The organism is uncultured Thermomonas sp. (assembly GCF_937872235.1).
Lineage (GTDB): Bacteria > Pseudomonadota > Gammaproteobacteria > Xanthomonadales > Xanthomonadaceae > Thermomonas > Thermomonas beijingensis.
The window spans coordinates 1-22743 of the sequence record NZ_CALMPC010000126.1; the positions used below are offsets into that span (position 1 = coordinate 1).

Here is a 22743-nt window from a genome sequence, read left to right on the forward strand (position 1 = left end):
CAACAAAGGCCGCAACTTGCTTGCTGTACGATAAATGTACCTGACCCCATTAATTGATTGGTGGGTGTCCCGGCTCTTCACTCGCATCGTTGATGCTTAGAAAACGATAATTGATCGACCATAACTTGCAAATCATCGGAAGCCAGATAGTAAGCTCCACGCGGCGAGACCCTAATATAGCAACCGTCATACAAGTATTGTCTTCCGTCCGAGAATTTGAGAACCGCCCCTGGCACGAATTGGTACCAATCAGGCAACATCGCTTGTTGCGATCCTTCAGTCGGCATCACGGAATTGAAACGCCTTACAACACTTGGGGTAGATACCTTATAGCGAAGCGAGCTATTATTAAGAATGAAAACCTCATCAATCTTAGTGTCAACATACTCTAAGCTTGGATCGAGCATCATTATTACGAAGCTTCCCCCCGAGTCATTGACAAGCGGGTTGCTTATTTTATCAGCGGCGCGACAACTATCAACTTGGACAATTGATAGCGCGCCAATCAGAAATACTGCAACTATTTTATTCACTTGTAGCACCCCTGACATAGAGGTAAGGGTATATCTATGTATGTTCCATCGTTATGATTTCGGCGACCCGGCTGATCGTACCCCTTTGCTTCCCCTTCCTCTTGGTTGGTTACATCCTCTTCTTCCATATCATTGGCGCGCTTATCGTTTTTTCGATTATTTTTCCCCCCACGTTTCGCAAATTTGACACCATGGTTTAGCTCGTGCTTTAGCGCCAGAAATATGGGCAGAACATATACCGCCCCGCCTCGCCGATACTGGATAGTTCGCTCGGGATCAGCAAGCACCATGAAATATTTCTCTGACTCGTCTCTAACGGCAGCCCATTCCCGGCTAGGACTGGCGGCAATCGTTACATCAATGTCTTGGTCAAGTATGTAATCAATGGCCTCTTGTGCACCTTCTGTATTGCTAATTACATAATTCATCTGACGCTCAAATTCGACTTGGGGAAGCCTTTGCCCCACTACGTGAAGATATTGAAATTTGCCCCTTCGCCCATCCGGATCAGTGAACATGTACGGATTATTGTTGGCGTATCGATACCGATTAAACGCCCCCACCGGATTGCTGTAAGCCGTGACGGGATCAACACTCAGGAACGCTCCGATGGCGGGATCGTAATAGCGCTGCTGCATATACGTCAGCCCGCTCACCGCATCCATCACATGCCCGGTGTACCCGGCGCGGTCATCGTTGTTTCTGTTGAGCAGCCTCCCATACGGTTCGTACTCGCTGGTTTCGATGATAGCGCCCGCTGCATTGGTTTTGGCGATGGGGCTGCCTAGGGCATCGGTGTGGAAGTAGCTGATGGTGGGCGCGTTGCTGCCGATGGGGCGGGTGATTTCGGCCAATAGGCTGCCGGCCAGATAGACGTTGTTGATGCGCTTGCTGTTGGGTTCGTCGCGTTGCCAGAGCAGGCGGCCGTCTTTGGCGTAGTCGCTGTACTTCAGGCTGGTGCCGGCGCTGTCTTGGCGCACGCGGCGGCCGTCGGCGTCGTAGCGGTAGCCCAGCCCTGCGGTGCTTCTTAGGCGGTTGCCGTAGTCGAAGGTATAGCCGGTGCCGTTTTTGCTGGCGAGGTTGCCTTGTCCGTCGTAGGCCATGTTGCGGGTTTGGTGGGGACGGCTTCGCGAATGTCATCTATCCACAGGAACAGATGCTGGTCCAGCAGTTCTTCGCGGAAGGTGCGATTGGAGCGTTCGATATAGACGTTCTGGTTGGGCTTGCTCGGCTGGGTGTACTGGCTGTCCATGCCGTTGGTCTTGGTCCATTCGACGAATACCTCGCCCAGAAATTCCGGGCCATTGTTGGCATGGATGACTTGCCGAAGGCCGCGCGAGAGCGTCAGGTGCTTGAGCACGCGCATCATGCTCAAGCTGGAGATCACGCGCTCCACCTTGATCGCGACGGTTTCGTGGGTAGCGTCGTCGACGATCGCCAGGTACTTGATGAGGCGCTCTGCAAAACTCAAATCAAGACACAAAAATGGTGTCAGAGCACTGTTGCGTATCAGCGTTGAACTCGTCTCTAGTGCTTTAACCGGCGCTTGCCGACGCCTACCGGTACCGCTTCCACGGTCACGTTGAAGCTGCGTGCTTCACCCGGATGCACGGCACCGACGCCGGCAACGTGACGGCCCACTTCCTCGCCACGTTCGTTGCGGATCACCACCACCATCGTGTATTCGAAGCTGCCGGTGTCGTTGCCGTTGATCGTGCCTTCCACTTGCAACGGCACAAACCGCTGTGCGGCATCGCTGGCTGAGGCATCAAAACGCAAATGCCCGCGACAGGCCGGGCAGACCGCCGAACTTTCCAGAATGGTGGCCTTGCAATGCGGGCAGGCGCGGGTGGCGCCGGCCTCGCCCGGGCGAACGGCACTCATGCAGCGCCGCCACTCTCCATTTTCGCAGCCGGTTTGACATCGCCCCAGCCACACTCCACATGGCCACGAATGCGTGAGCCCGCGGCCACGGTCAAACTGCCGGCCTTGAGGTCGCCGTTAATCGCGCCACTGGACAGCAACTCGACCTGTTTGGCCGAAGCGATATTACCGTCCAATTCGCCGGCCAATGTGACCTTATTGGCAGACACGCCGCCGGACACTTTGGCGCCTTGGTCAATGCTGAGATTGCCCTGCACCTTGATGTCACCCTTGAACTTGCCAGCAATGCGCACATGGCCCGAGCCTTCAATCTTGCCCTCGATGATCAGATCCGAGGCGATCACCGATTCGCGTGCCGCAGCATCAGCAGTGCGAATCGGTGCAGTCTGCGATACCACCGGTTCGGCCGGTATTGGGGTGGGTGCCGGTGGCTCGAAGCGTACAGGTTCGGCAGCCTTCGGGGCCGGGGTGGGGTCTTTCCAAATAGCCATGCGACAGCTCTCCTCGGGGGCGGACTGCCGAGGCTAACATCACTTTGCAAGGATTTCCTGCATGAATACGACAACTTTAAGCGACAAGCTGCTGTTTTCGAAAAAACTTACATCCTGAATACGCCAAACTGCGTGCGCGCTTCCATCGGCGCATTGAGCGATGCCGACAACCCCAGCCCCAGTACGCGGCGGGTGTCGGCGGGGTCGATGATGCCGTCATCCCATAGCCGTGCCGTGGCATAGTACGGGTTGCCTTGGTCTTCGTACTGCTGGCGAATGGGGGCTTTGAAGGCGTCTTCCTCTTCCGGTGTCCATACACCGCCCTTGGCTTCGATACCGTCGCGCTTGACCGTCGCCAGCACACTGGCGGCCTGTTCGCCGCCCATCACGCTGATCCGTGCATTTGGCCACATCCACAAGAAACGTGCGCCGTAGGCACGGCCGCACATCGCATAGTTGCCGGCACCAAAACTGCCACCGATCACCACGGTGAGCTTGGGCACGTGCGAGCAGGCAACGGCGGTCACCATCTTTGCGCCATCTTTGGCAATGCCGGCTTGTTCGTATTTTTTGCCGACCATGAAACCGGTGATGTTTTGCAAAAACACCAGCGGGATACCGCGTTGGTTGCACAGTTCGATGAAGTGCGCGCCCTTGAGCGCGCTTTCCGCAAACAAGATGCCGTTGTTGGCAATGATGCCTACCGGGTAGCCATGCAGATGGGCAAAGCCGGTGATCAAGGTTTTGCCGTAGCGCGCCTTGAACTCCTGCAGCTCGCTGCCGTCGGTAATCCGGGCGATGACTTCACGGATGTCAAATGGCCGGCGTGGGTCTTTCGGCACGATGCCGTACAGCTCTTCGCTGGCATACAGCGGTTCACGCGCCGGCACGGTGGCCACCGGCAGCACTTTTTTGCGATTGAGCATCGCTACCACCCCGCGCGCGATTTCCAGCGCGTGGCGGTCGTCTTCTGCGAAGTGATCGGCCACGCCCGAAATGCTGGTATGCACATCGGCGCCACCCAGCGTTTCAGCATCGACCACCTCACCAGTAGCCGCCTTCACCAGCGGCGGGCCGCCCAGAAAAATGGTGCCTTGTTCCTTGACGATGATGGATTCATCGCACATCGCCGGGACATACGCGCCGCCGGCGGTGCACGACCCCATCACCACCGCGATCTGCGGAATGTTGTCCGCGCTCAAACGTGCCTGGTTGTAGAAAATGCGGCCGAAGTGTTCCTTGTCCGGGAATACCTCGTCTTGCAGCGGCAGGAACGCGCCGCCGGAATCGACCAGGTACACGCAAGGCAAGTTGTTCTCGCGTGCCACTTCCTGCGCGCGCAAATGCTTTTTCACCGTCATCGGGAAATAGGTGCCGCCCTTGACGGTGGCGTCATTGGCCACGATGACGACTTCCTGACCCATCACCCGGCCAATCCCGCAGACCATGCCGGCGGCGGGCGCGGCATCGTCATACATGCCCTCGGCGGCCAGCGGCGCAATTTCCAGAAACGGTGAGCCTGGATCCAGCAACGCGTTGATGCGCTCACGTGGCAGCAGCTTGCCGCGCTCGGTGTGCTTGTTGCGTGCTTTTTCACCGCCACCATCGGCCGCACGGGCCAGCCGGTGGTCGAGCTCGGCCACCAATGCGCGGTGATAGGCCACATTGTCTTGGAAGTCTTGCGAGCGCGGGTCAAGCTGGCTGGTCAACGCGGGCATAGGAGCAATCCGGTGTGGCAAAACGCCAAGGATACCCGTTGTGGCCAAATTCCCGGAAGGGCGCTGCGAGTCTGCGACAATAGGCGGCCATTCGTTTGCACTCTTTGCCGTGGCCCGTCTCGATCACACCCCTCAAACGTTGCACATCACCGACCTGATCCACGATGGCCGCGGCGTTGCGCGCTGGCCGGAGGGGCATGCGCAAGCCAGCAAGGCTGTCTTTGTCAGCGGTGCGCTGCCTGGCGAAACCGTGCGCGTGCAGCAAACCGCGCGATCCAAACAGTTTGATGAAGCCAAAACGCTGGAGGTGCTGACCGCATCACCAGATCGCGTACAGCCACGGTGCCCACATTTTGGCGTGTGCGCCGGTTGCGTATTGCAGCACTTGGCCGAAGACAAGCAGATCGAAGCCAAGCAGCGCGTGCTGTTGGAGAATTTGCAGCGCATTGGCCATGTGACACCGGGCAGTGTGTTGCCGCCGCTGCGTGGTGATAGCTGGGGTTATCGGCGCAAGGGGCGGCTGTCGGTGCGTCGGGTCGAGAAAAAAGACAAAACTCTGGTGGGGTTCCGCGAAACCGATCCACGCTTCGTGGCCGATTTGCGCGAGTGCCATACGCTGGTACCGCAAATTGGTTTCAAGCTGGATGCGCTGGGTGCGTTGGTGGATGGCTTGGACGCACGGCGCGACATTCCACAAATCGAATTCATTGCCGGCGATGCCGCCACCGTGCTGGTGTTTCGTCATTTGCAGGCACTCAGTGATGCCGATAAAACCCGCTTGGCCACCTTCGGCACAACGCACGGCTTCAGCATGTTTTTGCAGCCGGGTGGCCTCGATTCTGTGCATCCACTGACCGCTGATGCGTCCGCGTTGTCATTTCACTTGCCGCAATGGGATATCGAGCTGCAATTCCGCCCGCTGGATTTCATTCAGGTCAACGCCAAGCTCAACGAGGCGATGATCGTGCGTGCGCTGGATTTGCTCGATGTGCAGCCGGGTGAGCGCGTGTTGGATCTGTTCTGCGGGCTGGGCAATTTCACCCTGCCGTTGGCGCGGGTGGCGGGCGAGGGCAGCGTGGTGGGCGTGGAGGGCGATGCCGGCTTGGTGGCGCGGGCGCGGGCGAATGCGCAGCGCAATGGGCTGAGAAATGTGCAGTTTCATGCCGCCGATCTGGCGCAGAATTTGGCTGGGCAACCGTGGTTGAAGCAAGGCTTCGACAAACTGCTGCTGGATCCGGCCCGCGCCGGTGCGCAGGAAGTGCTCAAGCAATTGCCGCTGAAAGGGCTCAAGCGCATCGTGTATGTCAGCTGCCACCCCGGTTCATTGGCGCGGGATGCGGGCTATCTGGTGAATGAAGCCGGCTGGACGCTGCGCGATGCGGGGGTGATGGACATGTTTCCGCACACCGCGCATGTGGAATCCATCGCGGTGTTCGACCCACCTAAAAAGGCATGAGCATGGGGATTGAAATCGAACGCAAATTTCTACCCAGCAACGACGGGTGGCGCGCTGCTGCGCACAAGACGGTGGCGATGGCGCAGGGCTATCTCAACGACATTGGCATGGTCGACAGTGGCGCGATGCAGGCATCGGTGCGGGTGCGTATCGAGGGCGATACGGCATTTCTCAATATCAAATCGCGCGAACTCGGCGCACGTCGGCAAGAATTTGAATACCCCATTCCGATGGCTGATGCGCAGGCGCTGCTGGCACTGTGCGTGGGGGGGCGAATCGAAAAGAGCCGCCACTATGTCGAGCATCTGGGGCATCTGTGGGAAGTGGACGAATTCTTTGGCGATAACGCTGGGCTGGTGGTGGCCGAAATCGAACTGGGCAGCGAGCATGAAGTCTTCGCCAAACCCGGCTGGGCAGGCGTGGAGGCCACCCATGCGCCGCGCTATTACAATCTTGCACTGGCCTCGCGCCCGTATTCGCAATGGCGCGAAGACGAGCAACGGGCGTGCGATCTCAACCAAGGACACTAGATGCTGCAGATTGGCGTTTCCGGGCACCAACTGACCGCGCGTGAGCGCGACTGGCTACAGCACGATGCCTGCGCAGGCGTGGTGTTGTTTGGTCGAAATTTTGCATCGCAGGCACAAGTGCACGAGTTGTGCCTAGCCATTCGTGAGGCTACGCCGCGCCCGCAGTTGATCTGCGTGGATCAGGAAGGTGGCCGCGTGCAGCGCTTTCGCGAAGGGTATAGCAGGCTGCCTGCTTTGCAGGGATTTGAAGCCGTGTACCAAGCCGATGCCGACGCAGCGCTCACACTTGCGCGTGAGCACGCGTGGCTGATGGCCAGCGAAGTGCGCGCCAGCGGTGTGGACATGAGTTTTGCCCCGGTGGTCGACTTGGCGCGCGGCAACCGTGCGATTGGGGATCGCGCGTTTGCACAATCTCCGCAGGTGGTGGCCGCGTTCACCCGTGCGTATGTCGAGGGCATGCACGAAGCCGGCATGGCGGCAACGCTCAAGCATTTTCCAGGCCACGGTTCGGTGTTGGAAGACACCCACCATGCTGCTGCTGTTGACTCGCGCAGCTTGGATGAGATGCGCGAGCAAGACCTGCTGCCATTTGCTGCCGGTATTGCGGCTGGGGCCGATGCCGTGATGATGGCGCATGTCACTTATCCGCAGGTTGCACCGCAGCCGGCGGGGTATTCACTGCGTTGGATTGGTGAAATTTTGCGCACGCAAATGGGCTTTCGTGGTGTGGTGTTTTCCGACGATATCGGCATGGCCGCGGCGCATTCGGTGGGCGGCGTCAAAGCGCGGATCCACGCCCATCTGGATGCCGGCTGCGATGTGGTGCTGGTTTGCCATCCACAGCAGGTGGACGAAGCACTGCGTGCCATCGAGGGGCGCACGCTCAACACCATGGCACTGGTCAATCTGATCGGGCGCGGCCCGATGGCGTGGGATGGTCTGTTGGCCGACACGCGGCGGGCAAGAATTCAGGCCAAGCTTGCGCGCTTGCGCGCACCGGAGCTGAACACCGATGTGCTTTCAGCTGCAATTTCAATTGGAGATGTGGCATGAGCGTGCCCAAGCTTGTCGACGCATTGGCGTCGGCGCAGGTGTTGTTCGATCGCGCCACGTTGGAGGCAGCGATTGAGCGTATCGCCGAGGACATCGCGCAAGCGTATGTCGAAGGCGAAGTGCCGGTGTTTTTGACGGTGATGAACGGTGGTTTGCCGTTTGCGGCGCAATTGGCATTTGCGTTGGGCGAGCGCGGATTGGATTTGGAATTTGATTATCTGCATGCCACTCGCTATCGCGGCCAAACCAGCGGCTCCGGGCTGGCCTGGTTGCATCGGCCGGCCACTCCGCTGCATGGCCGCAAGGTGTTGCTGGCCGACGATATCCTCGATGAGGGGCATACCCTGCTGGCGGTCAAACACTGGTGTGAAGATCAGGGCGCGACCGAAGTACGCACCGCGGTATTGGCAGAAAAATTGCATGACCGTTGCGTGGAAGGCATCGTCGCTGACCATGTAGGGGTGCAGGTACCGGATGCTTATGTGTTCGGCTATGGCATGGATTACCACGAACAGGGGCGCAATCTGCCGGCGATTTATGCGCTGGGGGATTAGGCGATGACCATTGACCTTGCCGTTATCGGCGGCACCGGCGTATATGCATTGGGCGAATTGGCCGATGCGGAGGCATTCCAGCCAGACACGGCCTACGGCGTACCATCCGGCCCGATCCGGGTGGGCACCTATGCCGGCAAGCGCGTGGCGTTTCTGGCGCGGCATGGCGAAGGGCATTCACTGCCGCCGCACAAGATCAACTATCGCGCCAATCTGGTCGCGCTGAAAGAGATGGGTGCGCAGCGTGTGCTGGCGCTTAACACCGTTGGCGGTATCAGCGAACGCTTCGGCCCGCGCGTGTTGGCCTGCCCGGATCAACTGATTGATTACACCTGGGGCCGTATTTCGACTCTTTGCGAAGAACCCGGCAGCGAGGTGCTGCATGTGGACTTCGGCGAGCCGTACACCACGTCGTTGCGGCAAGCCATTGTGCAGGCGGCACACCAAGCAAGCGTGGCAATAGTGGATGCTGGTTGCTATGGGGCGACCCAAGGGCCGCGACTGGAAACCAAGGCTGAAATTGCCCGGATGCGCCGCGATGGTTGCGACCTGGTCGGCATGACCGGCATGCCAGAGGCCGGGTTGGCGCGGGAGCTGGGGCTGGATTACGCCTGTTTGGCGATTGTGGCCAATTGGGCGGCGGGTGCAGGCCCGGATGCGGATGCAGTCATTACCCTGCAGGACGTGTTGGATAACGTCGCGGTAGCGATGGCAGGTGTGCCGAAGGTATTGCAGCGGCTGCTGGTGCATCATTCGGAATGATGCATATGCGTTGATTCACGCGTCGCTTCAACAATTTTCCAGAGCCACAACAGTTTTCCAGATCCAAAAATGCAACAAGGCCCGCCGAAGCGGGCCTTGTTTTCTAGCAAAACGCGGAAGAATTACTTCTTCGCAGCGTCGGCAGCCGGAGCAGCCGGAGCAGCAGCGTCAGCCGGCTTGGCAGCATCAGCAGCCGGAGCAGCGGCGGCGTCAGCCGGAGCAGCGGCCGGGGCAGCAGCGTCGGCAGCCGGAGCAGCGGCAGCGTCGGCAGCCGGAGCAGCAGCAGCGTCGGCAGCCGGGGCAGCAGCAGCGGCGTCAGCCGGGGCAGCAGCAGCGTCAGCAGCCGGGGCAGCGTCAGCGGCCGGAGCAGCTTCTTCCTTCTTGCAAGCCGACAGGGCCAGGACGCCAGCGGCGAGCAACACGAAAAGCTTCTTGTTCATTTGAATCTCCAATAGGGTTGACTGAAAAGCTAAGGTTGGTAAATCAGGCAACGCCGGTGCACTTGGCAAATCGGCCAGGGCCGGGGGTCGTTTCACTGACTTTCGACGTTCCCGGTTGCCCGGGGCACGAAAAAGCCGTCGGCGTACCGACAGCTTTTCCGAGTTCTTTGAGAATAATCGATTTGGCTAACTCTCCGCCAGTCCGATTACTTCTTCGCTTCGGCCGAGGTGGCCGCCGTTTCAGCAGCGTCGGCTGCTTTCTGGGCATCCGCCGGGGTGGCAGCGGCGTCTACCGGAGCGGCATTTGCATCGGCAGCCGGGGCAGCAGCGGCATCGGCCGGTGCTTCAGCGGTTGCGTCAGCAGCAGGCGCTGCAGCAGCTTGGGTGGCGGCAGTGTCGGCAGCGGCCTGGGCATCGGCAGCCGGAGCGGCGGCAGCGGCATCAGCAGCCGGCTCGGACTTGCTGCAGGCGGTCAGGGCCAAGCCCAACGCCATTGCCAGCAGGATTTTGTTGATCGACATAATTTCTGTTTCCTCGTCGTTAATTCTGAGCACACACGAAACGCGTGCCCTAACATGATGACGCGCTTGTGTCGCGTGTCAAGCGGTTGGCCGGTTTTTTTTCAATCCGGCGTTGCATGGGGTCATACCAATTCGATTGCCATGGCGGTCGCTTCGCCACCACCAATGCACAGCGAAGCCACGCCACGCTTGCCTCCGCGCGCCTGTAGCGCGTGGATCAAGGTGACCAGCAGCCGGGCACCGCTGCAGCCGATCGGGTGGCCCAGTGCCAGCGCACCGCCGTTCACATTCAGTTTGTCGTGCGGAATGCCGAGGTCGCTCATCGGCGCCATCGCCACGCAAGCAAAGGCTTCGTTGATTTCGAACAAATCCACGTCGACCACGTTCCAGCCGGCCTTGGCCAGCACGTTCTGCACCGCGGCCACCGGCGCGGTGGTGAACCATTCCGGCGCCTGCGCGTGGGTGGCATGGGCTTTGATGCGCGCCAGCGGCTTGATACCTGCAGCGGCGGCGGCATCTGCCGACATCACGACCAATGCGGCGGCGCCGTCGGAAATCTTGGAAGACGAAGCGGCGGTCAGCACGCCATCCTTGCCGAACGCCGCACGCAGTTCGGGAATCTTGTTGAGATCGATCTTGCCCGGCTCTTCATCTTTCGCGATGACCACTTCGCCCTTGCGGGTCTTGACCGTCACCGGGGTGATTTCGGCATCGAAGGCACCGGCAGCCTGCGCGGCCTGCGCACGGCGTGCGCTTTCGGCGGAGAACCCATCGATGGCGGCGCGGTCGTAGCCGTACTTGGCGCAGGCGGCATCGCCGAACACGCCCATCGCCTTGCCGTCGTAGGGGTTGGTCAGGCCGTCCCAAGCCATGTGGTCCAGCATTTCAGCACTGCCGTAGCGGATGCCGGTGCGCGAGTTGTTGAGCAGGTGCGGGGCATTGGTCATCGACTCCATGCCGCCGGCGACCACCGCCTGCGCGGAGCCGGCCTTGATGATGTCATGCGCCAGCATCACCGCCTTCATGCCGGAACCGCAGACCTTGTTGATGGTGGTGCAGCCCGCAGCATCGGAAATGCCGGCACTGCGTGAAGCCTGCCGCGCCGGCGCCTGGCCCAGTCCGGCCGGCAGCACGCAGCCCATGATCACTTCGTCCACCTTGTCTGCACCCAGGCCGGCCTGGGCAAGCGCGCCCTGGATGGCGGCGCTGCCGAGCGCCGGGGTGGGCGTGCCGGTGAACTGGCCGAGGAAGGAACCGATGGCGGTGCGCTTGGCACCGACGATGACGACGTCGCTCATGGGAAGCTCCGAAAATCCGTGGGGCCGGCGATGCCGGGGAAGCGCCGATTATGGCGCGATTCGCGCCGGTTTGCTGCATCGCCGCATCCGGTTCAGTCAAAACCCATTGCGCCAGCCCGCGCCGGGGCTTACAAGGAGGCATCATTCGCCTGCTTCGCCATGCTGCGAAGTCGATGCAAAGGAATTTGTCATGATGATGAACGCATCCACTCAGAGCACACGTCGATCACCTGCAATGTCATTTGCACGGGCGTTGTTGCCTGCCTGCATTGCGCTTGCGCTGGCCGCCTGTGGCGGCGGAGGCGGAGGGGGCGCAGTGCGCTCAGATCCGCCACCGGTCACACCAACTGGCCCGGGGTTTACACCGACGGTAGCCAATGACGCCTCGATCGTGGTCAACCCGCCTGCAGTGCCGGTCTTGGGTGCACCGGTCACCTTCACCGATCCTGCGATCAACAAACACCTCAGTCTGACCAATGCCGCCGGCGCGCTGGGTGCGGGGCTAAAAGGGCAAGGGGTGACAATTGGGTTTGTGGATACCGGGATCAATCGCAATCATCCGGCCCTGAGCGGGCGGGTGGGAGCCAGTTTCATCCATATTGACCCCAATACCAATAACACCAGCGTGGATGATGTGGTGGGCCACGGCACCACCGTCGCTTCGTTGGCGGCCGGCCGGCCCGTTACGGGAACCTATAGCGGCGGGCAGTTGGGCAACTGGGGCGGCGGCATCGCGCAGAATGCCAGTCTGGTGTCGTCACGCATCATCAACGACAAGCGTCCGGATGATGATGGTTCGGGTGCAGGCACTGAGATTCATGCCGGCGAAGGGTATGGCGATTTTTTCAAGTCGATCAATGGCGAGTTGGCTGATGCGGGGGCGAAGATCATCAATAACTCGTGGGGCGGCTTGTATTGGAAGGATCCGGCACTGACCACGGAGTTGGCCACGGCATGGAAGGATTTTGTGGTCAATCGTGGCGGCATCGTGGTGTTTGCCAATGGCAATAGCGGCGAAGATTCGCGCTATGTCGACAACCCCTCCGATAATGCAAGACTGCCCACGCTAGCCAATGATGCGCAGCTGGAAAAAGGTTGGCTGACGGTGGGTGCGCTGGACCCGGACGTCCCCAGTCAGCTAACCAGTTATTCCCAGCGTTGCGGAACGGCGATGAACTATTGCCTGGTGGCTCCCGGCAATACCGTGTTTATCGACCCGCAGGCCAAAGTCGGGGACGCCAATTACAAGTTGTACCAAGGAGGCGGTACGTCGTATGCGGCACCCTTGGTGTCGGGTGCGGCGGCGGTGGTGTGGTCGGCGTTTCCCTATTTCAACAATGACCAGGTGCGCCAGGCGCTGTTAGGCGGGGCCAAGGATTTGGGCGCACCGGGGGTGGATGCGGTGTTCGGCTGGGGGTTGCTGGATGTGACCAGGGCCGCGATGGGGCCGAGCAATTTTGCGTGGGGCGATTTTTCGGTGGCGTTCTCGGGAAATTCGGTGTGGCGCAATGAAATCATCGGCAGCGGTGGCTTGATCAAAGGCGGCAGCGGCACCTTGACGCTGACCGAAGCAGGCAAGTTCACCGGTGCCACCCAGGTCAACGCTGGCGCATTGGATGTGCGCAAGGGGCTGCAGTCCAATCTGGCCATTGTCAACGGGGCCACGGTCTGGGGGAGCGGCGTGTTCGCCGGCAACGTCAACAACAGTGGACGATTCCTGAGTGGTGCCGGCACGCCGGCCAACATTAGCGGCAATTACATCCAATCCAGTAGCGGTAATCTGGGGGTGTGGCTGGGCAGCACGCTGCGCGTGACAGGCAGTGCCACCTTGGACGGTACGATGTCGATTCTGGGTGTGAAGTCCGGCTATACCACCACCAGCAAGGAAACCCTGTTGAATGCAGGGGGTGGTGTCAGCGGCACGTTTGCGTCGCTGAAGGCCGCGCCGAATGTGTTTTTGGATGCAGCGCTGGGCTATGACCCCAACAACGTCTTCCTCAACATCAACCGTATCGATGTCAGCAAGGCGGTGGCCGGGATGGGGCTGGATGGCATCAGCGTGATGTCGGCGGTGCGGGTGGAGTCGGCGATGCAGGCCATCGATGCACAACTGGGCGGGGGTGCGCCGGGCGGCATTGGTGCCAGTTTCATCAACGCAGCCGGCGCGTTGCAGCAATCGACCAGCAAGGTCAATGCCGATCTGTCGCTGCGCAGTTTGTCTGGCGAACTCCACGCGGCTTCCACCACGTTGACCCTTGACGGTATTGATGCCGGCCGGCGTGTGCTGGGCCAGCGGGTTGACGGCTTGGCCCAAGCCCCGGCGCAGGCGGGCGGTTGGTATCGCAATTTGGCCAGCAGTGGGCAACTGGCGCAGGCGGGGTTTGACGGCGTGGGGCTGGATAGCAGAGGTGAGATGATCGGCAATGATTGGCGTATCGGTTCCAATGCGGTGCTGGGCATCGCCATGAACAAGCTTGAGCAAAGCAGCTGGCTGGGCACACTGGGTGACCACAGCCGGGGCCATCAACGTGAGTTGCAAGTCTATGCCGCCGGTTGGCGCGGCCCGTGGCAGGCGCAGGCGCAGGTGATCAGTGGCGGTTTCCAACGCCAGATGCAGCGCAATTTATTGCTGGGGAGTTTGCAAGATGTAGTCGCCACACAACTCTCCGGCAACTATCAAGCAGCTTATGTTGAATTGGGGCGCAACTTCAGTGCGCATGACTTCACGCTGACGCCCTATCTGGGTTCGCAATATGTGCGACTGTCCAACGCCGGGTTTGATGAGGGTGGCAGCAGTGGCTTTGGCCTGCGCGCCAATGCGTGGGATGCCAGCCGCTGGCAAGCCATGGTGGGGCTGCGTGCTGAGCGCGATTGGCGCATTGGCGATGTGCAGTTGCGTGCCGATGCACGTGCGGAGTGGCAGCGCACGTTGGCCATGCGCGGTATGGTGTTTGATGCCAGCTATATGGGTCTGAACCAATGGTCGCCGCTGCAAGGCATGCCGCCGGCGTTGCGCGGGCAGCAGATTGGGCTGGGGCTATCGGCGCTGTTGGGACGTAATGCGCTGCTGCGCTTCGATCTGAGTCAGCGGAGTCGCACGTTGGGGGCTGACCAGATGGCATCCTTGTGGGCAAGTTATCGTTACTAGCACAGACGCGTTGAGGCCGTTGTGGCCGAAGTGACGTTCGGAGAGCATTGCGCATGGCAGGGGGCTGATGCGATGAAGCGAGTGTTGCTGTGCGTATTGATGCTGCTTGGCGGGTTGGCCAATGGGGCCGCCGCACAAGTACCAGGTGAAATCGATCTGCGTCTGCAACACCTGGGCGTGGAGCAGGGCTTGTCGCAGTCCACCGCACGTGCGCTGGCACAGGACGGCGATGGCATGTTGTGGATTGGTACCCAAGATGGGTTGAACCGCTACGACGGCTATACGTTTCACGTATTTCGACATGATGCCGCTGACAACACCAGTCTCCCTGATAACCATGTGACGGCTTTGGCAACCGACAAGGCCGGCAGGCTGTGGGTAGGTACGCAGTCCGGAGGCTTGGGTCGGTACGACCCGGAGCAGCAGGCCTTTCATAACTTTCCTGTCGCACTGAACCGTTCCGATGCTTTGGCAGCAACCCCTGTAAATGCCATCCTGGCGATGCCGGATGGTGAGTTGTGGGTGGCCAGTGGGCATGGTCATTTGCAACGGCTGAACCCCACGAATGAACGGTTCACCACGATTGTGCTGCCCACCCAATCGCAGGTGCGAACGCTATTGGCACTCCCCGATGGCGATGTATTGATTGGAACGTCGCAAGGGTTGCTGCGCTGGGTCCATTCACAGCAACGAATTCAGGCCTGGGCCGCTCAGGCGCTATCTGCGGGTACTGCCGACGTGCAAGCATTGGCCCGTGAAGGCGTGCATGGCAACTTGTGGGTGGGGACCGCGAGCCAGGGAGCATTTGAGCTCACAAGCGATGGCGCTGTGTTGCGCCAAGTATCGTTTGATGATGGTGTTGCTGCAGACGATGTTCGCTCACTGCTGGTAGATGCGCGTGGGCGTATCTGGATTGGCACTTACAACGGGCTGTCGCGTATTGATGCCGAGGGCGCAGCACCACATCGTTGGCTGGGAAATGAGAGCCGAAGTGACGGCTTGGTCTCTGGACGCGTGCATGCACTGTTGCAAGACCGCGATGGCTTGATCTGGATTGGCACCTGGTTGGGTGGCGCACATGTGTATCTGCCAGGTTCCGACACTTTCCGTGAATTTCGCAGCGACCAGCAGGACCCACGTGGTTTGCCCGGCAATGGCGTGCGTAGCGTGCTGTCAAATCCGGATGGCAGCCTATGGTTGGGTATTCTGGGCGGCGGCGGTCTGATTCATTTTTCGCCTGATCGCGGCGTTCTGGAGCGCTTTTACACCGGGGGCAAAGGTCCGCTGCAACTGCCCAGCGACCGGATTCAGGCGCTTGCCCGCGATTTGGATGGCGGGCTGTGGGTTGGCTTTATGGATGTGGGGCTAGCGTATCGCCGGCCGGGTACGAGCAAGTTCGAGCTGTTGCCGCCGCGCCCTGGTGATGCGGCCAGTCCGGCTGCTGGCAACGTCCTGACGATGCATGTGGATCGTACCGGAACCTTGTGGGTTGGCTACGAAGACAAAGGATTGGATGCCTTATGCCGCGGCTGCGATCGCTTTCGACATTTCACTTTCGATGCAACTGCGCGCGACAGCCTGCCCGGGCAGACGATTGGTGTGGTGTTCGAGGATCGTGCCGGGCGCTTGTGGGTGGGTGCGCGACCGGGGGGGCTCTCGATTCTTGATCGCGTGTCCGGGCGCACGACCCCATTGGCCGATGTGCTGTCAGCACCAACATCCAACTTGCCGCGTGCAATCACCATGATCACCCAGTCGCGCAATGGCGAACTGTGGGTGGGCACTCAAGGAGGCGGCCTAGCGCGGCTTACACCGGTGCAAGGGGGGCGGTTTCGCTTGCAGACCTACACGCGCAAACAGGGGCTGGCAGCAGAGGCCATCGGCAGGATTTTCGAAGATGCGCGTGGTGATATTTGGGCATCCACCACCCTGGGCATCAGCCGGCTGGATCCGGCGAGCGGGTTCATCCAGAACTTCAGTTCGCGCGCAGGTGCGCAAGGCGAAGGCTACTTTGTTGAATCCGGCGCGGCCATGCCAGATGGCCGCATCGCCTTTGGCGGGCTGCGTGGGTTGACCATTTTCAATCCCAATGCGGTGTTTTCCAGCGATGCCATCCATCGTCCGATGTTGACTGATGTGCGCGCTTATCAAAGTTCGAATGCGAAGGTTACGGAATGGCGTTACCGCAAAGGGTCAGATCATCAGCCGGATAGCTTGTGGTTGCGTGCAGGGTCTGGGGGATTTGGTTTCAGCTTTTCCGCATTGACCTATTCGGATCCGGAATTGGTGGAGTACAGCTACCGTCTGGAACCCTTGGACAGTGATTGGATTAAGGCGGATGCCAACCAGCGCAATGCCGGCTATCCGCATTTGTCACCCGGCGATTATCGGCTGCGGTTGCGGGCCCGGTTTCCCGGTGAAAGTTACGGCCCCGAACGCGTCGTTGATGTGCATTTGGCAGCACTCTGGTGGCAAACCTTGTGGGCACGACTGGGGGCGGCGCTCCTGTTGTTGCTGCCGTTCGGGCTATGGGGCTGGAACCGCCGCAAGCTGTTTATTGAGCGTGCAAACACGCAGGCAGTTCTTGCCGAAAGCGAGGAGCGCTTGAAACTGGCGCTATGGGGAACCGGGGATGAATTCTGGGATGCCGATTTAGTCACGGGACGATTGGTTCGGATCAACCCAATGCCGAATATCAAAGGGCTTGGTGACGTCGCGCAATTGAGTTTTTCCGACCTGGTCGCCGCAGTGCATCCACAGGATCAAGCCGAGTTGACCGCAGCACTGTCGCGGCATATCAACGGCAGTGCTTCAGACTTCGATAACACGTACCGCATGCTGGATGTGCACGATCATTGGCGATGGTTGCGTTCGCGCGGGCGGTTGGTGGAATACGATGCGGCCGGTCGCCCTGTGCGCATGGCTGGCGTTACCGTGGACGTCTCGGAGCTGCGTGAACACGAGTCTGCAATGGAGCGAGTCAATCAGGAATTGGAACAGCGGGTTGATCAGCGCACTTCCGATTTGACCTTGCTCAATCATGAGTTGAGCAGCACCATCGATCAATTGCGAATGACTCAGCATCAGTTGGTGGAATCGGAAAAATTGGCGGCTTTGGGGGGCTTGGTCGCCGGCATCGCACATGAGGTCAATACACCACTGGGTGTGGGGGTGACTGCGGCATCCCATCTGGAGCAGCAGGCGCAGCAGTTTCGTGCTGCAATCACGGCTGGCGCGGTCAGTAGCCAGCAAGTCTCCGCGTTCAGTCAAACCGTGAGTGATGCCAGTGCCATGGTGTTACGCAATTTGCAGCGCGCGGACAAAATGATTCGCAGTTTCAAGCAAGTGGCAGTGGATCAAACCAGCGAAGCGCCGCGCATGATTCAGCTCGCTGCATACATGGATGAGATCCTGGTCTCACTGCAACCGGTACTCAAGCGCAGCCCGCACGAGCTCGAGATCGATATCCCTGCGGGACTGGCGGTGTACACCCAGCCCGGGGCGATTTATCAGATCGTGGTCAATCTGGTCACCAATTCATTGACCCATGCGTTTGCCGGGATTGCCCACGGGCGCATGCAGATTGCTGCGGCTGCGGACGGCGATGGCTGGGTGTTGCACTACAGCGATAACGGCGTGGGCATGCAAGAGTCTGTGCGGCGACGCATCTATGACCCGTTCTTTACCACGCGGCGCGGGCAAGGCGGCTCTGGCTTGGGCATGCACATCGTTTACAAGCTCGTGGTGCAAACCCTGGAAGGAAGCATCGAGTGTGAGTCGGAGCTTGGCAAAGGCACCCAATTCACGCTGCGTTTCCCGCATCGCTAGCTGTAGGTGCGCGCACAATAGCGCCGTGCTTTGACCTCAGGAGTCGGGATATTGCTTGCGCAAGGCTTCGGCATCGTCCCAGCGGGCAAACAGCAAATCGATCAGGTGCGGGTCAAACTTGCGACTGGTTTGTTCGATCAGAAATTCACGGATGCGTTCACGTGGCCACGGCGCTTTGTACACGCGATTACTGCCAAGTGCGTCAAACACATCAGCCAGTGCGACAATTCGTCCTTCAAGGCTGATGGCTTCGCCATGCAGGCCATTGGGATAGCCGCTGCCATCCCAATTTTCATGGTGTTCGAGGCAAATGCGCGAGGCCAGCTGCAACAGGGGGCGCTTGGAATTACCCAGCATCTGCGCGCCCAGTTGTGCGTGTGAGCGCATGATCGCGGTTTCTTCCGGACTGTGACTTCCAGGTTTATTCAGGATGGCGTCGGGAATACCAATCTTGCCGATATCGTGCAGTGGTGCGGCCAAGCGCAGGTTTTCAGCGGCCTTGGCATCCAAACCGGCGGCGCGCCCCAGCAACTCGGCCAACAGACCGACCCGCAACACATGGTTGGCGGTTTCACGCGAGCGGGTTTTAGCGGCCCCGGCCAGCAACCAGATCATTTCCAGCTGGCTATCCACCAGATCCTGATTCAGGTGCAGGTTTTTGTAGGCAATCGAAACATTGGTGGAAAATACTTCCAGCAATTTGCGCTCAACCTCTCCGATCACACCGCCTTCGCCGATGTAGAGCAGGCTCTCGTGCTCATTGCTGTCGATAAAGTGCAGCACATAGTGGTCGCTGCCAAATACATGGCTGCGGTTGTGCAACGCGCTACGCAACGATGCCATGTGGCTGTCAGGCAATACCTGATCGGCCTCGCGGCCAACCAGATCCGCATGCGGGGCGGTACTCAGCGCAATCGGGTAACGCTGCTGGTCGGTGCCGGCATCCTCAGCGCGACATAACAAGGTGATGCCATCGGCTTGCGATAGGCGCGCCAAGTGCTTGAGAACCTTGGCGGCAAAGCTGCTGTCTTCGCGCTGGGAAAAAATTTCAGCACTGGCGTCGATCACCTGCTCCAGCCCTTGCTTGCTGGTCTCGATCGTCATCAGGTCTCGATAGCCGCGCAAGGCCACAAACAATGTGGTCTGGAAGCGCGCGGCGGTCAGCTCGGTCTTTTCCTTGTAGTCATTGATGTCATATGAACTGATGACATGTTGCTCGGGTGCCTGGCCTGGTTGCCCTGTGCGTAACACGATACGCACCCGGTGGTTACCCAGCTCCTGGCGAATGCGGCGCACGATTTCTAGCCCGGCGTGCTCGGTTTCCATCACCACATCGAGTAACAACACCGCGATATCCGGTTGCGCCCGAATCAGTTCGAATGCCTCTGCCGCACTGTAAGCAGACAGGAAGGACAATGGGCGGTCTTCGAAACGAAAGCCGCCCAGCACAAGGCGAGTGACCTCATGCACTTCGGGCTCGTCATCTGCGATCAACACCTTCCACGGTGTCCCCGCAGGCGAACGGATTGGTTCGAACAGAGTGTCTTTCACGACTGGCCCCCTGCGGCCAGTCTATGCGTCCTGTCGCCGGCATGTAAGGGGGGGCTAGTGATTCCCTGCAAACAATTCGCGGCCGATCAGCATGCGGCGGATTTCATTGGTGCCGGCGCCAATGGCATACAGCTTGGCATCACGCAGGATGCGGCCGGTGGCAAATTCGTTGATGTAGCCGTTGCCGCCCAGCGACTGGATCGCTTCCAGCGCTACTTGCACCGCGGCTTCGGAGGCATGCAGCAAGCAGGCGGCAGCATCGATGCGGCTCTTGTGGCCGGCGTCGTAATCGCGGGCCACTTGATAGGCAAACGCACGCGAGGATTGCAGCGCGGTGTACATATCCGCAATCTTGGCCTGCATCAATTCAAACGTGCCGATGGCTTGGCCAAACTGGCGGCGTTCACGCACGTAGGGCAGGGCGATATCCAGCGCCGCCTGCATCAGCCCGATCGGGCCACCGGACAGCACCAAACGCTCGGTGTTGAGGCCGCTCATCAGTACCTTGACGCCGTTGTTGAGCTCGCCCAGCACGTTTTCCTGCGGGATTTCGCAGTTCTCGAACACCAGCTCGCAGGTGTTGGAGCCACGCATGCCCAGCTTGTCGAGTTTTTGCGCGGTGGAGAACCCCGGCATGCCTTTTTCGACGATGAAGGCGGTCATGCATTTGCTGCCCAGCTCACGGCTGGCGGTGCGCATGTAGACGATCAGCACATTGGCTTCGGGGCCGTTGGTGATCCACATCTTGTTGCCGTTGGCCACCCACACATCGCCCTTGAGTTCGGCGCGGCAGGCCATCGAGCCGACCACGTCGGAACCGGCGCCCGGCTCGCTCATCGCCAGTGCGCCGACGTGTTCGCCGCTGCACAGTTTGGGCAGGTATTTGGCGCGCTGCGCGGCCGTGCCGTTGGCGTACAGGTTATTCACGCACAGGTTGGAATGCGCGCCGTAGGACAGGCCAATCGCACCCGAAGCGCGGCTGATTTCTTCCATCGCCACCAAGTGCGCCAGATAGCCCATTTCGCTGCCACCGAATTCGGCGGGGATGGTCATCCCCAGCAGGCCCATTTCGCCCAATTTTGGCCACAGTTCCTGCGGAAACCAATTGTCTTCGTCGGCCTTGGCCGCACGCGGGGTGATTTCGGCATCAGCAAACCGTGCAACGGCTTCGCGCAGGGCGTCGGTGTCTTCACCAAGAGGAAATGGACGCATCATCAGCTCCCGCGCACGCGGCCTTGGAAGCGGGTACGCCCGCGACTCAATGGCAGTTTGAGCTTGCCAATGGTCTCGATGCGCTCTTCGGCCAAGCGGTCGGCGGCTTTGTAGGTGGGGATGCCGTCGCGATCGGAAATTTCGTAGATCCGTGCAAGGTTGTGATAGATGGTGCGCATCATGCGCATGGCGCGTTCGCGGTTGTAGCCATCCAGCTCCAGCGCCACGTTCATCACGCCGCCCGCGTTCACCGCATAATCCGGCGCGTACAGGATGCCGCGCTTGACCACTTCATCCCCAATCTCGTTATCGGCCAGCTGGTTGTTGGCTGCACCGCAGATCACCTTGCACTTCAGGCGTGGCAGGGTTTGGGGGTTGATGGTGCCGCCCAGCGCACACGGTGAATACACGTCGGCCGGCACGTCGTAGATTTCATCCAGACCCACGGCTTCCGCGCCGTATTCGGACACGGCTTTGTCCACCAGCGCTTTGTTGATATCGGTGACAAAAATCTTCGCGCCGCGTTCTTTTAGCAGCTTCACGTATTCCATGCCCACATGGCCCAGGCCCTGCACGGCATAGGAATATTTGCCCACGTCCTCATCGCCGAACTTGCGATTCAAGGTGGCCAGCAGCCCCTGCAACGCGCCATAGGCAGTGAACGGGGAGGGGTCGCCAGAGCCGCCATGGACTTGATGGACGCCGGTCACATATTCGGTTTCGCGGTACACGTATTCCATGTCGTTGACGTCGATGCCCACGTCTTCGGCGGTGATGTAGCGGCCGCCCAGCGACTCCACGAATTGGCCGAAGGCACGGAACAGCGCTTCGGACTTGTCCTTGGCCGGGTCGCCGATGATCACCGCCTTGCCGCCGCCGATATTGAGCCCGGCCACTGCGTTCTTGTAAGTCATGCCGCGTGACAGGCGCAGCACGTCGTTCAGCGCTTCCGCCTCGCTCTGGTAGGGCCACATGCGGGTGCCGCCCAAGGCAGGGCCCAGCACGGTGTTGTGAATGGCGATGATCGCCTTCAGGCCAGCATCCTTGTTATGGCAAAACACGACCTGTTCATGGCCGTAGGTGGCGAGTGTTTCGAACATCATGGCAAAACTCCGGCCGGTGCTAGGTGGAGATAGCGGTATCGGCGGCTAGGGTAGGGATGGATTGAATACGAATGAGAGGGCTGCAGCCATTGGGGGTTTGCAGCGGCGCATAGTTTAAGCCATTCTTTCGATTCGCTTGCCCTGGCGTGCAAGTACGCAGCAGTATGGTGGGTCAGTCTTGTGCGGTCTTTACCCGGTTGCGCCCTGCATCCTTGGCGGCATACAGCGCACGATCAGCGGCCGCCAGCAAGGCATCAGCATCATGTATTGGCCCTGACTGGCCTGCCGCCAGTGCGGCCACACCGACGCTGATTGTCAGCCGTGGCCGATGGCTGTCGCAGCAGGGGGTTGGCATGGTTTCCACGCAGCGCCGCAGCAGCTCGGCCATGGCTGTGCTTGCGGTTGCATCCAGCCCTGGCAGCAGCACGCAGAACTCTTCACCACCATAGCGTGCAGCCAAGCCCTGTGGCGGCAGTTGCGCCAACAAACACTGCGCAATTTCCTTCAGGCAGCGGTCACCGGTCAGGTGGCCAAGGCTGTCATTGAGTTGCTTGAAGTGATCTAGGTCGATCATCAACACGCCAAGCGGGCGCTGTTGCGCCTGTGCATTGCGGAACTGACTAGTCAGCGCTTCAAACAGGCGGCGGCGATTGGCCAGCCC

Annotated in this window: 20 protein-coding genes; 7 read left to right on the forward strand and 13 right to left on the reverse strand. The window is 60.1% G+C overall.

Annotated elements, in window-relative coordinates:
- Window positions 1-77: 77 nt before the first annotated feature.
- The 6 genes from QWB57_RS10795 to QWB57_RS10820 all read right to left on the reverse strand — a co-directional run bounded on the left by QWB57_RS10795 (window position 78) and on the right by QWB57_RS10820 (window position 4626).
- Complete coding sequence (locus QWB57_RS10795; RefSeq protein WP_288969527.1) at window positions 78-533, reverse strand: hypothetical protein; 456 nt, start codon at window positions 531-533, stop codon at window positions 78-80.
- On the reverse strand, window positions 530-1636 hold the full coding sequence (locus tag QWB57_RS10800) for an RHS repeat-associated core domain-containing protein (protein ID WP_288969529.1): 1107 nt from the start codon (window positions 1634-1636) through the stop codon (window positions 530-532). Before QWB57_RS10800 ends, QWB57_RS10795 begins: the two co-directional genes overlap by 4 nt.
- Entirely contained in the window at window positions 1561-2004 is a 444-nt protein-coding gene (locus tag QWB57_RS10805; RefSeq protein ID WP_288969530.1) for an integrase core domain-containing protein, read from the reverse strand. Before QWB57_RS10805 ends, QWB57_RS10800 begins: the two co-directional genes overlap by 76 nt.
- A 56-nt stretch (window positions 2005-2060) precedes the next feature.
- Window positions 2061-2417, reverse strand: coding sequence for a hypothetical protein (locus tag QWB57_RS10810; protein WP_288969531.1), 357 nt, complete (start codon window positions 2415-2417; stop codon window positions 2061-2063).
- A complete protein-coding gene (locus tag QWB57_RS10815; protein ID WP_223629740.1) occupies window positions 2414-2908 on the reverse strand; it encodes a polymer-forming cytoskeletal protein in 495 nt (164 codons plus the stop codon). Before QWB57_RS10815 ends, QWB57_RS10810 begins: the two co-directional genes overlap by 4 nt.
- Window positions 2909-3015: 107 nt before the next feature.
- Complete coding sequence (locus QWB57_RS10820; RefSeq protein WP_288969532.1) at window positions 3016-4626, reverse strand: carboxyl transferase domain-containing protein; 1611 nt, start codon at window positions 4624-4626, stop codon at window positions 3016-3018.
- A gap of 109 nt (window positions 4627-4735) precedes the next feature.
- On the opposite strand from QWB57_RS10820, the gene rlmD reads away from it, so the two are divergent.
- From rlmD to QWB57_RS10845, 5 genes are read left to right on the forward strand one after another with little or no spacing between them, the layout of a single operon-like run.
- The gene (gene rlmD / locus QWB57_RS10825) at window positions 4736-6082 is read left to right on the forward strand and encodes a 23S rRNA (uracil(1939)-C(5))-methyltransferase RlmD (protein WP_288969534.1); all 1347 of its coding nucleotides are present in this window, start codon (window positions 4736-4738) and stop codon (window positions 6080-6082) included.
- Between the two features lie 2 nt (window positions 6083-6084).
- Complete coding sequence (locus QWB57_RS10830; RefSeq protein ID WP_288969547.1) at window positions 6085-6612, forward strand: CYTH domain-containing protein; 528 nt, start codon at window positions 6085-6087, stop codon at window positions 6610-6612.
- Entirely contained in the window at window positions 6613-7665 is a 1053-nt protein-coding gene (gene nagZ / locus QWB57_RS10835; protein ID WP_223629743.1) for a beta-N-acetylhexosaminidase, read from the forward strand.
- Window positions 7662-8219, forward strand: coding sequence for a hypoxanthine-guanine phosphoribosyltransferase (locus QWB57_RS10840; protein WP_223629744.1), 558 nt, complete (start codon window positions 7662-7664; stop codon window positions 8217-8219). The genes nagZ and QWB57_RS10840 overlap by 4 nt, the downstream gene beginning before the upstream one ends.
- Window positions 8220-8222: 3 nt before the next feature.
- The gene (locus QWB57_RS10845; RefSeq protein WP_288969536.1) at window positions 8223-8981 is read left to right on the forward strand and encodes an S-methyl-5'-thioinosine phosphorylase; all 759 of its coding nucleotides are present in this window, start codon (window positions 8223-8225) and stop codon (window positions 8979-8981) included.
- Between the two features lie 122 nt (window positions 8982-9103).
- On the opposite strand, the gene QWB57_RS10850 is transcribed toward QWB57_RS10845, so the two are convergent.
- The 3 genes from QWB57_RS10850 to QWB57_RS10860 form a co-directional block, all read right to left on the reverse strand.
- Window positions 9104-9421 carry a hypothetical protein gene (locus QWB57_RS10850; protein WP_223629746.1) on the reverse strand — a complete coding sequence of 106 codons (318 nt, stop codon included), beginning with the start codon at window positions 9419-9421 and terminating at the stop codon, window positions 9104-9106.
- A gap of 206 nt (window positions 9422-9627) precedes the next feature.
- Complete coding sequence (locus tag QWB57_RS10855) at window positions 9628-9942, reverse strand: hypothetical protein (protein WP_223629747.1); 315 nt, start codon at window positions 9940-9942, stop codon at window positions 9628-9630.
- 122 nt (window positions 9943-10064) lie between these two features.
- Window positions 10065-11240, reverse strand: a complete 1176-nt coding sequence (locus tag QWB57_RS10860) for an acetyl-CoA C-acyltransferase (protein ID WP_288969538.1) — start codon at window positions 11238-11240, stop codon at window positions 10065-10067.
- Window positions 11241-11556: 316 nt separating this feature from the next.
- Here QWB57_RS10860 and QWB57_RS10865 point away from each other — a divergent pair, with 316 nt between their 5' ends.
- Together QWB57_RS10865 and QWB57_RS10870 are read left to right on the forward strand one after the other, a co-directional pair.
- Window positions 11557-14388: an autotransporter serine protease gene (locus QWB57_RS10865; protein ID WP_288969540.1), complete on the forward strand. Its 2832-nt coding sequence runs from the start codon at window positions 11557-11559 to the stop codon at window positions 14386-14388.
- A gap of 72 nt (window positions 14389-14460) precedes the next feature.
- Window positions 14461-18216, forward strand: a complete 3756-nt coding sequence (locus tag QWB57_RS10870) for a two-component regulator propeller domain-containing protein (protein ID WP_288969541.1) — start codon at window positions 14461-14463, stop codon at window positions 18214-18216.
- Between the two features lie 36 nt (window positions 18217-18252).
- On the opposite strand, the gene QWB57_RS10875 is transcribed toward QWB57_RS10870, so the two are convergent.
- From QWB57_RS10875 to QWB57_RS10890, 4 genes are all read right to left on the reverse strand, one after another.
- Window positions 18253-19767 (reverse strand): DUF3369 domain-containing protein, encoded by a 1515-nt coding sequence (locus tag QWB57_RS10875; protein ID WP_288969543.1) that lies wholly within the window; start codon window positions 19765-19767, stop codon window positions 18253-18255.
- 54 nt (window positions 19768-19821) lie between these two features.
- The gene (locus QWB57_RS10880) at window positions 19822-20979 is read right to left on the reverse strand and encodes an isovaleryl-CoA dehydrogenase (RefSeq protein WP_288969545.1); all 1158 of its coding nucleotides are present in this window, start codon (window positions 20977-20979) and stop codon (window positions 19822-19824) included.
- 2 nt (window positions 20980-20981) lie between these two features.
- Window positions 20982-22082 carry a Glu/Leu/Phe/Val dehydrogenase dimerization domain-containing protein gene (locus QWB57_RS10885; protein WP_223629753.1) on the reverse strand — a complete coding sequence of 367 codons (1101 nt, stop codon included), beginning with the start codon at window positions 22080-22082 and terminating at the stop codon, window positions 20982-20984.
- Between the two features lie 172 nt (window positions 22083-22254).
- A partial coding sequence (locus tag QWB57_RS10890; RefSeq protein WP_288969546.1) for a GGDEF domain-containing protein occupies window positions 22255-22743 on the reverse strand: 489 nt, incomplete at its 5' end.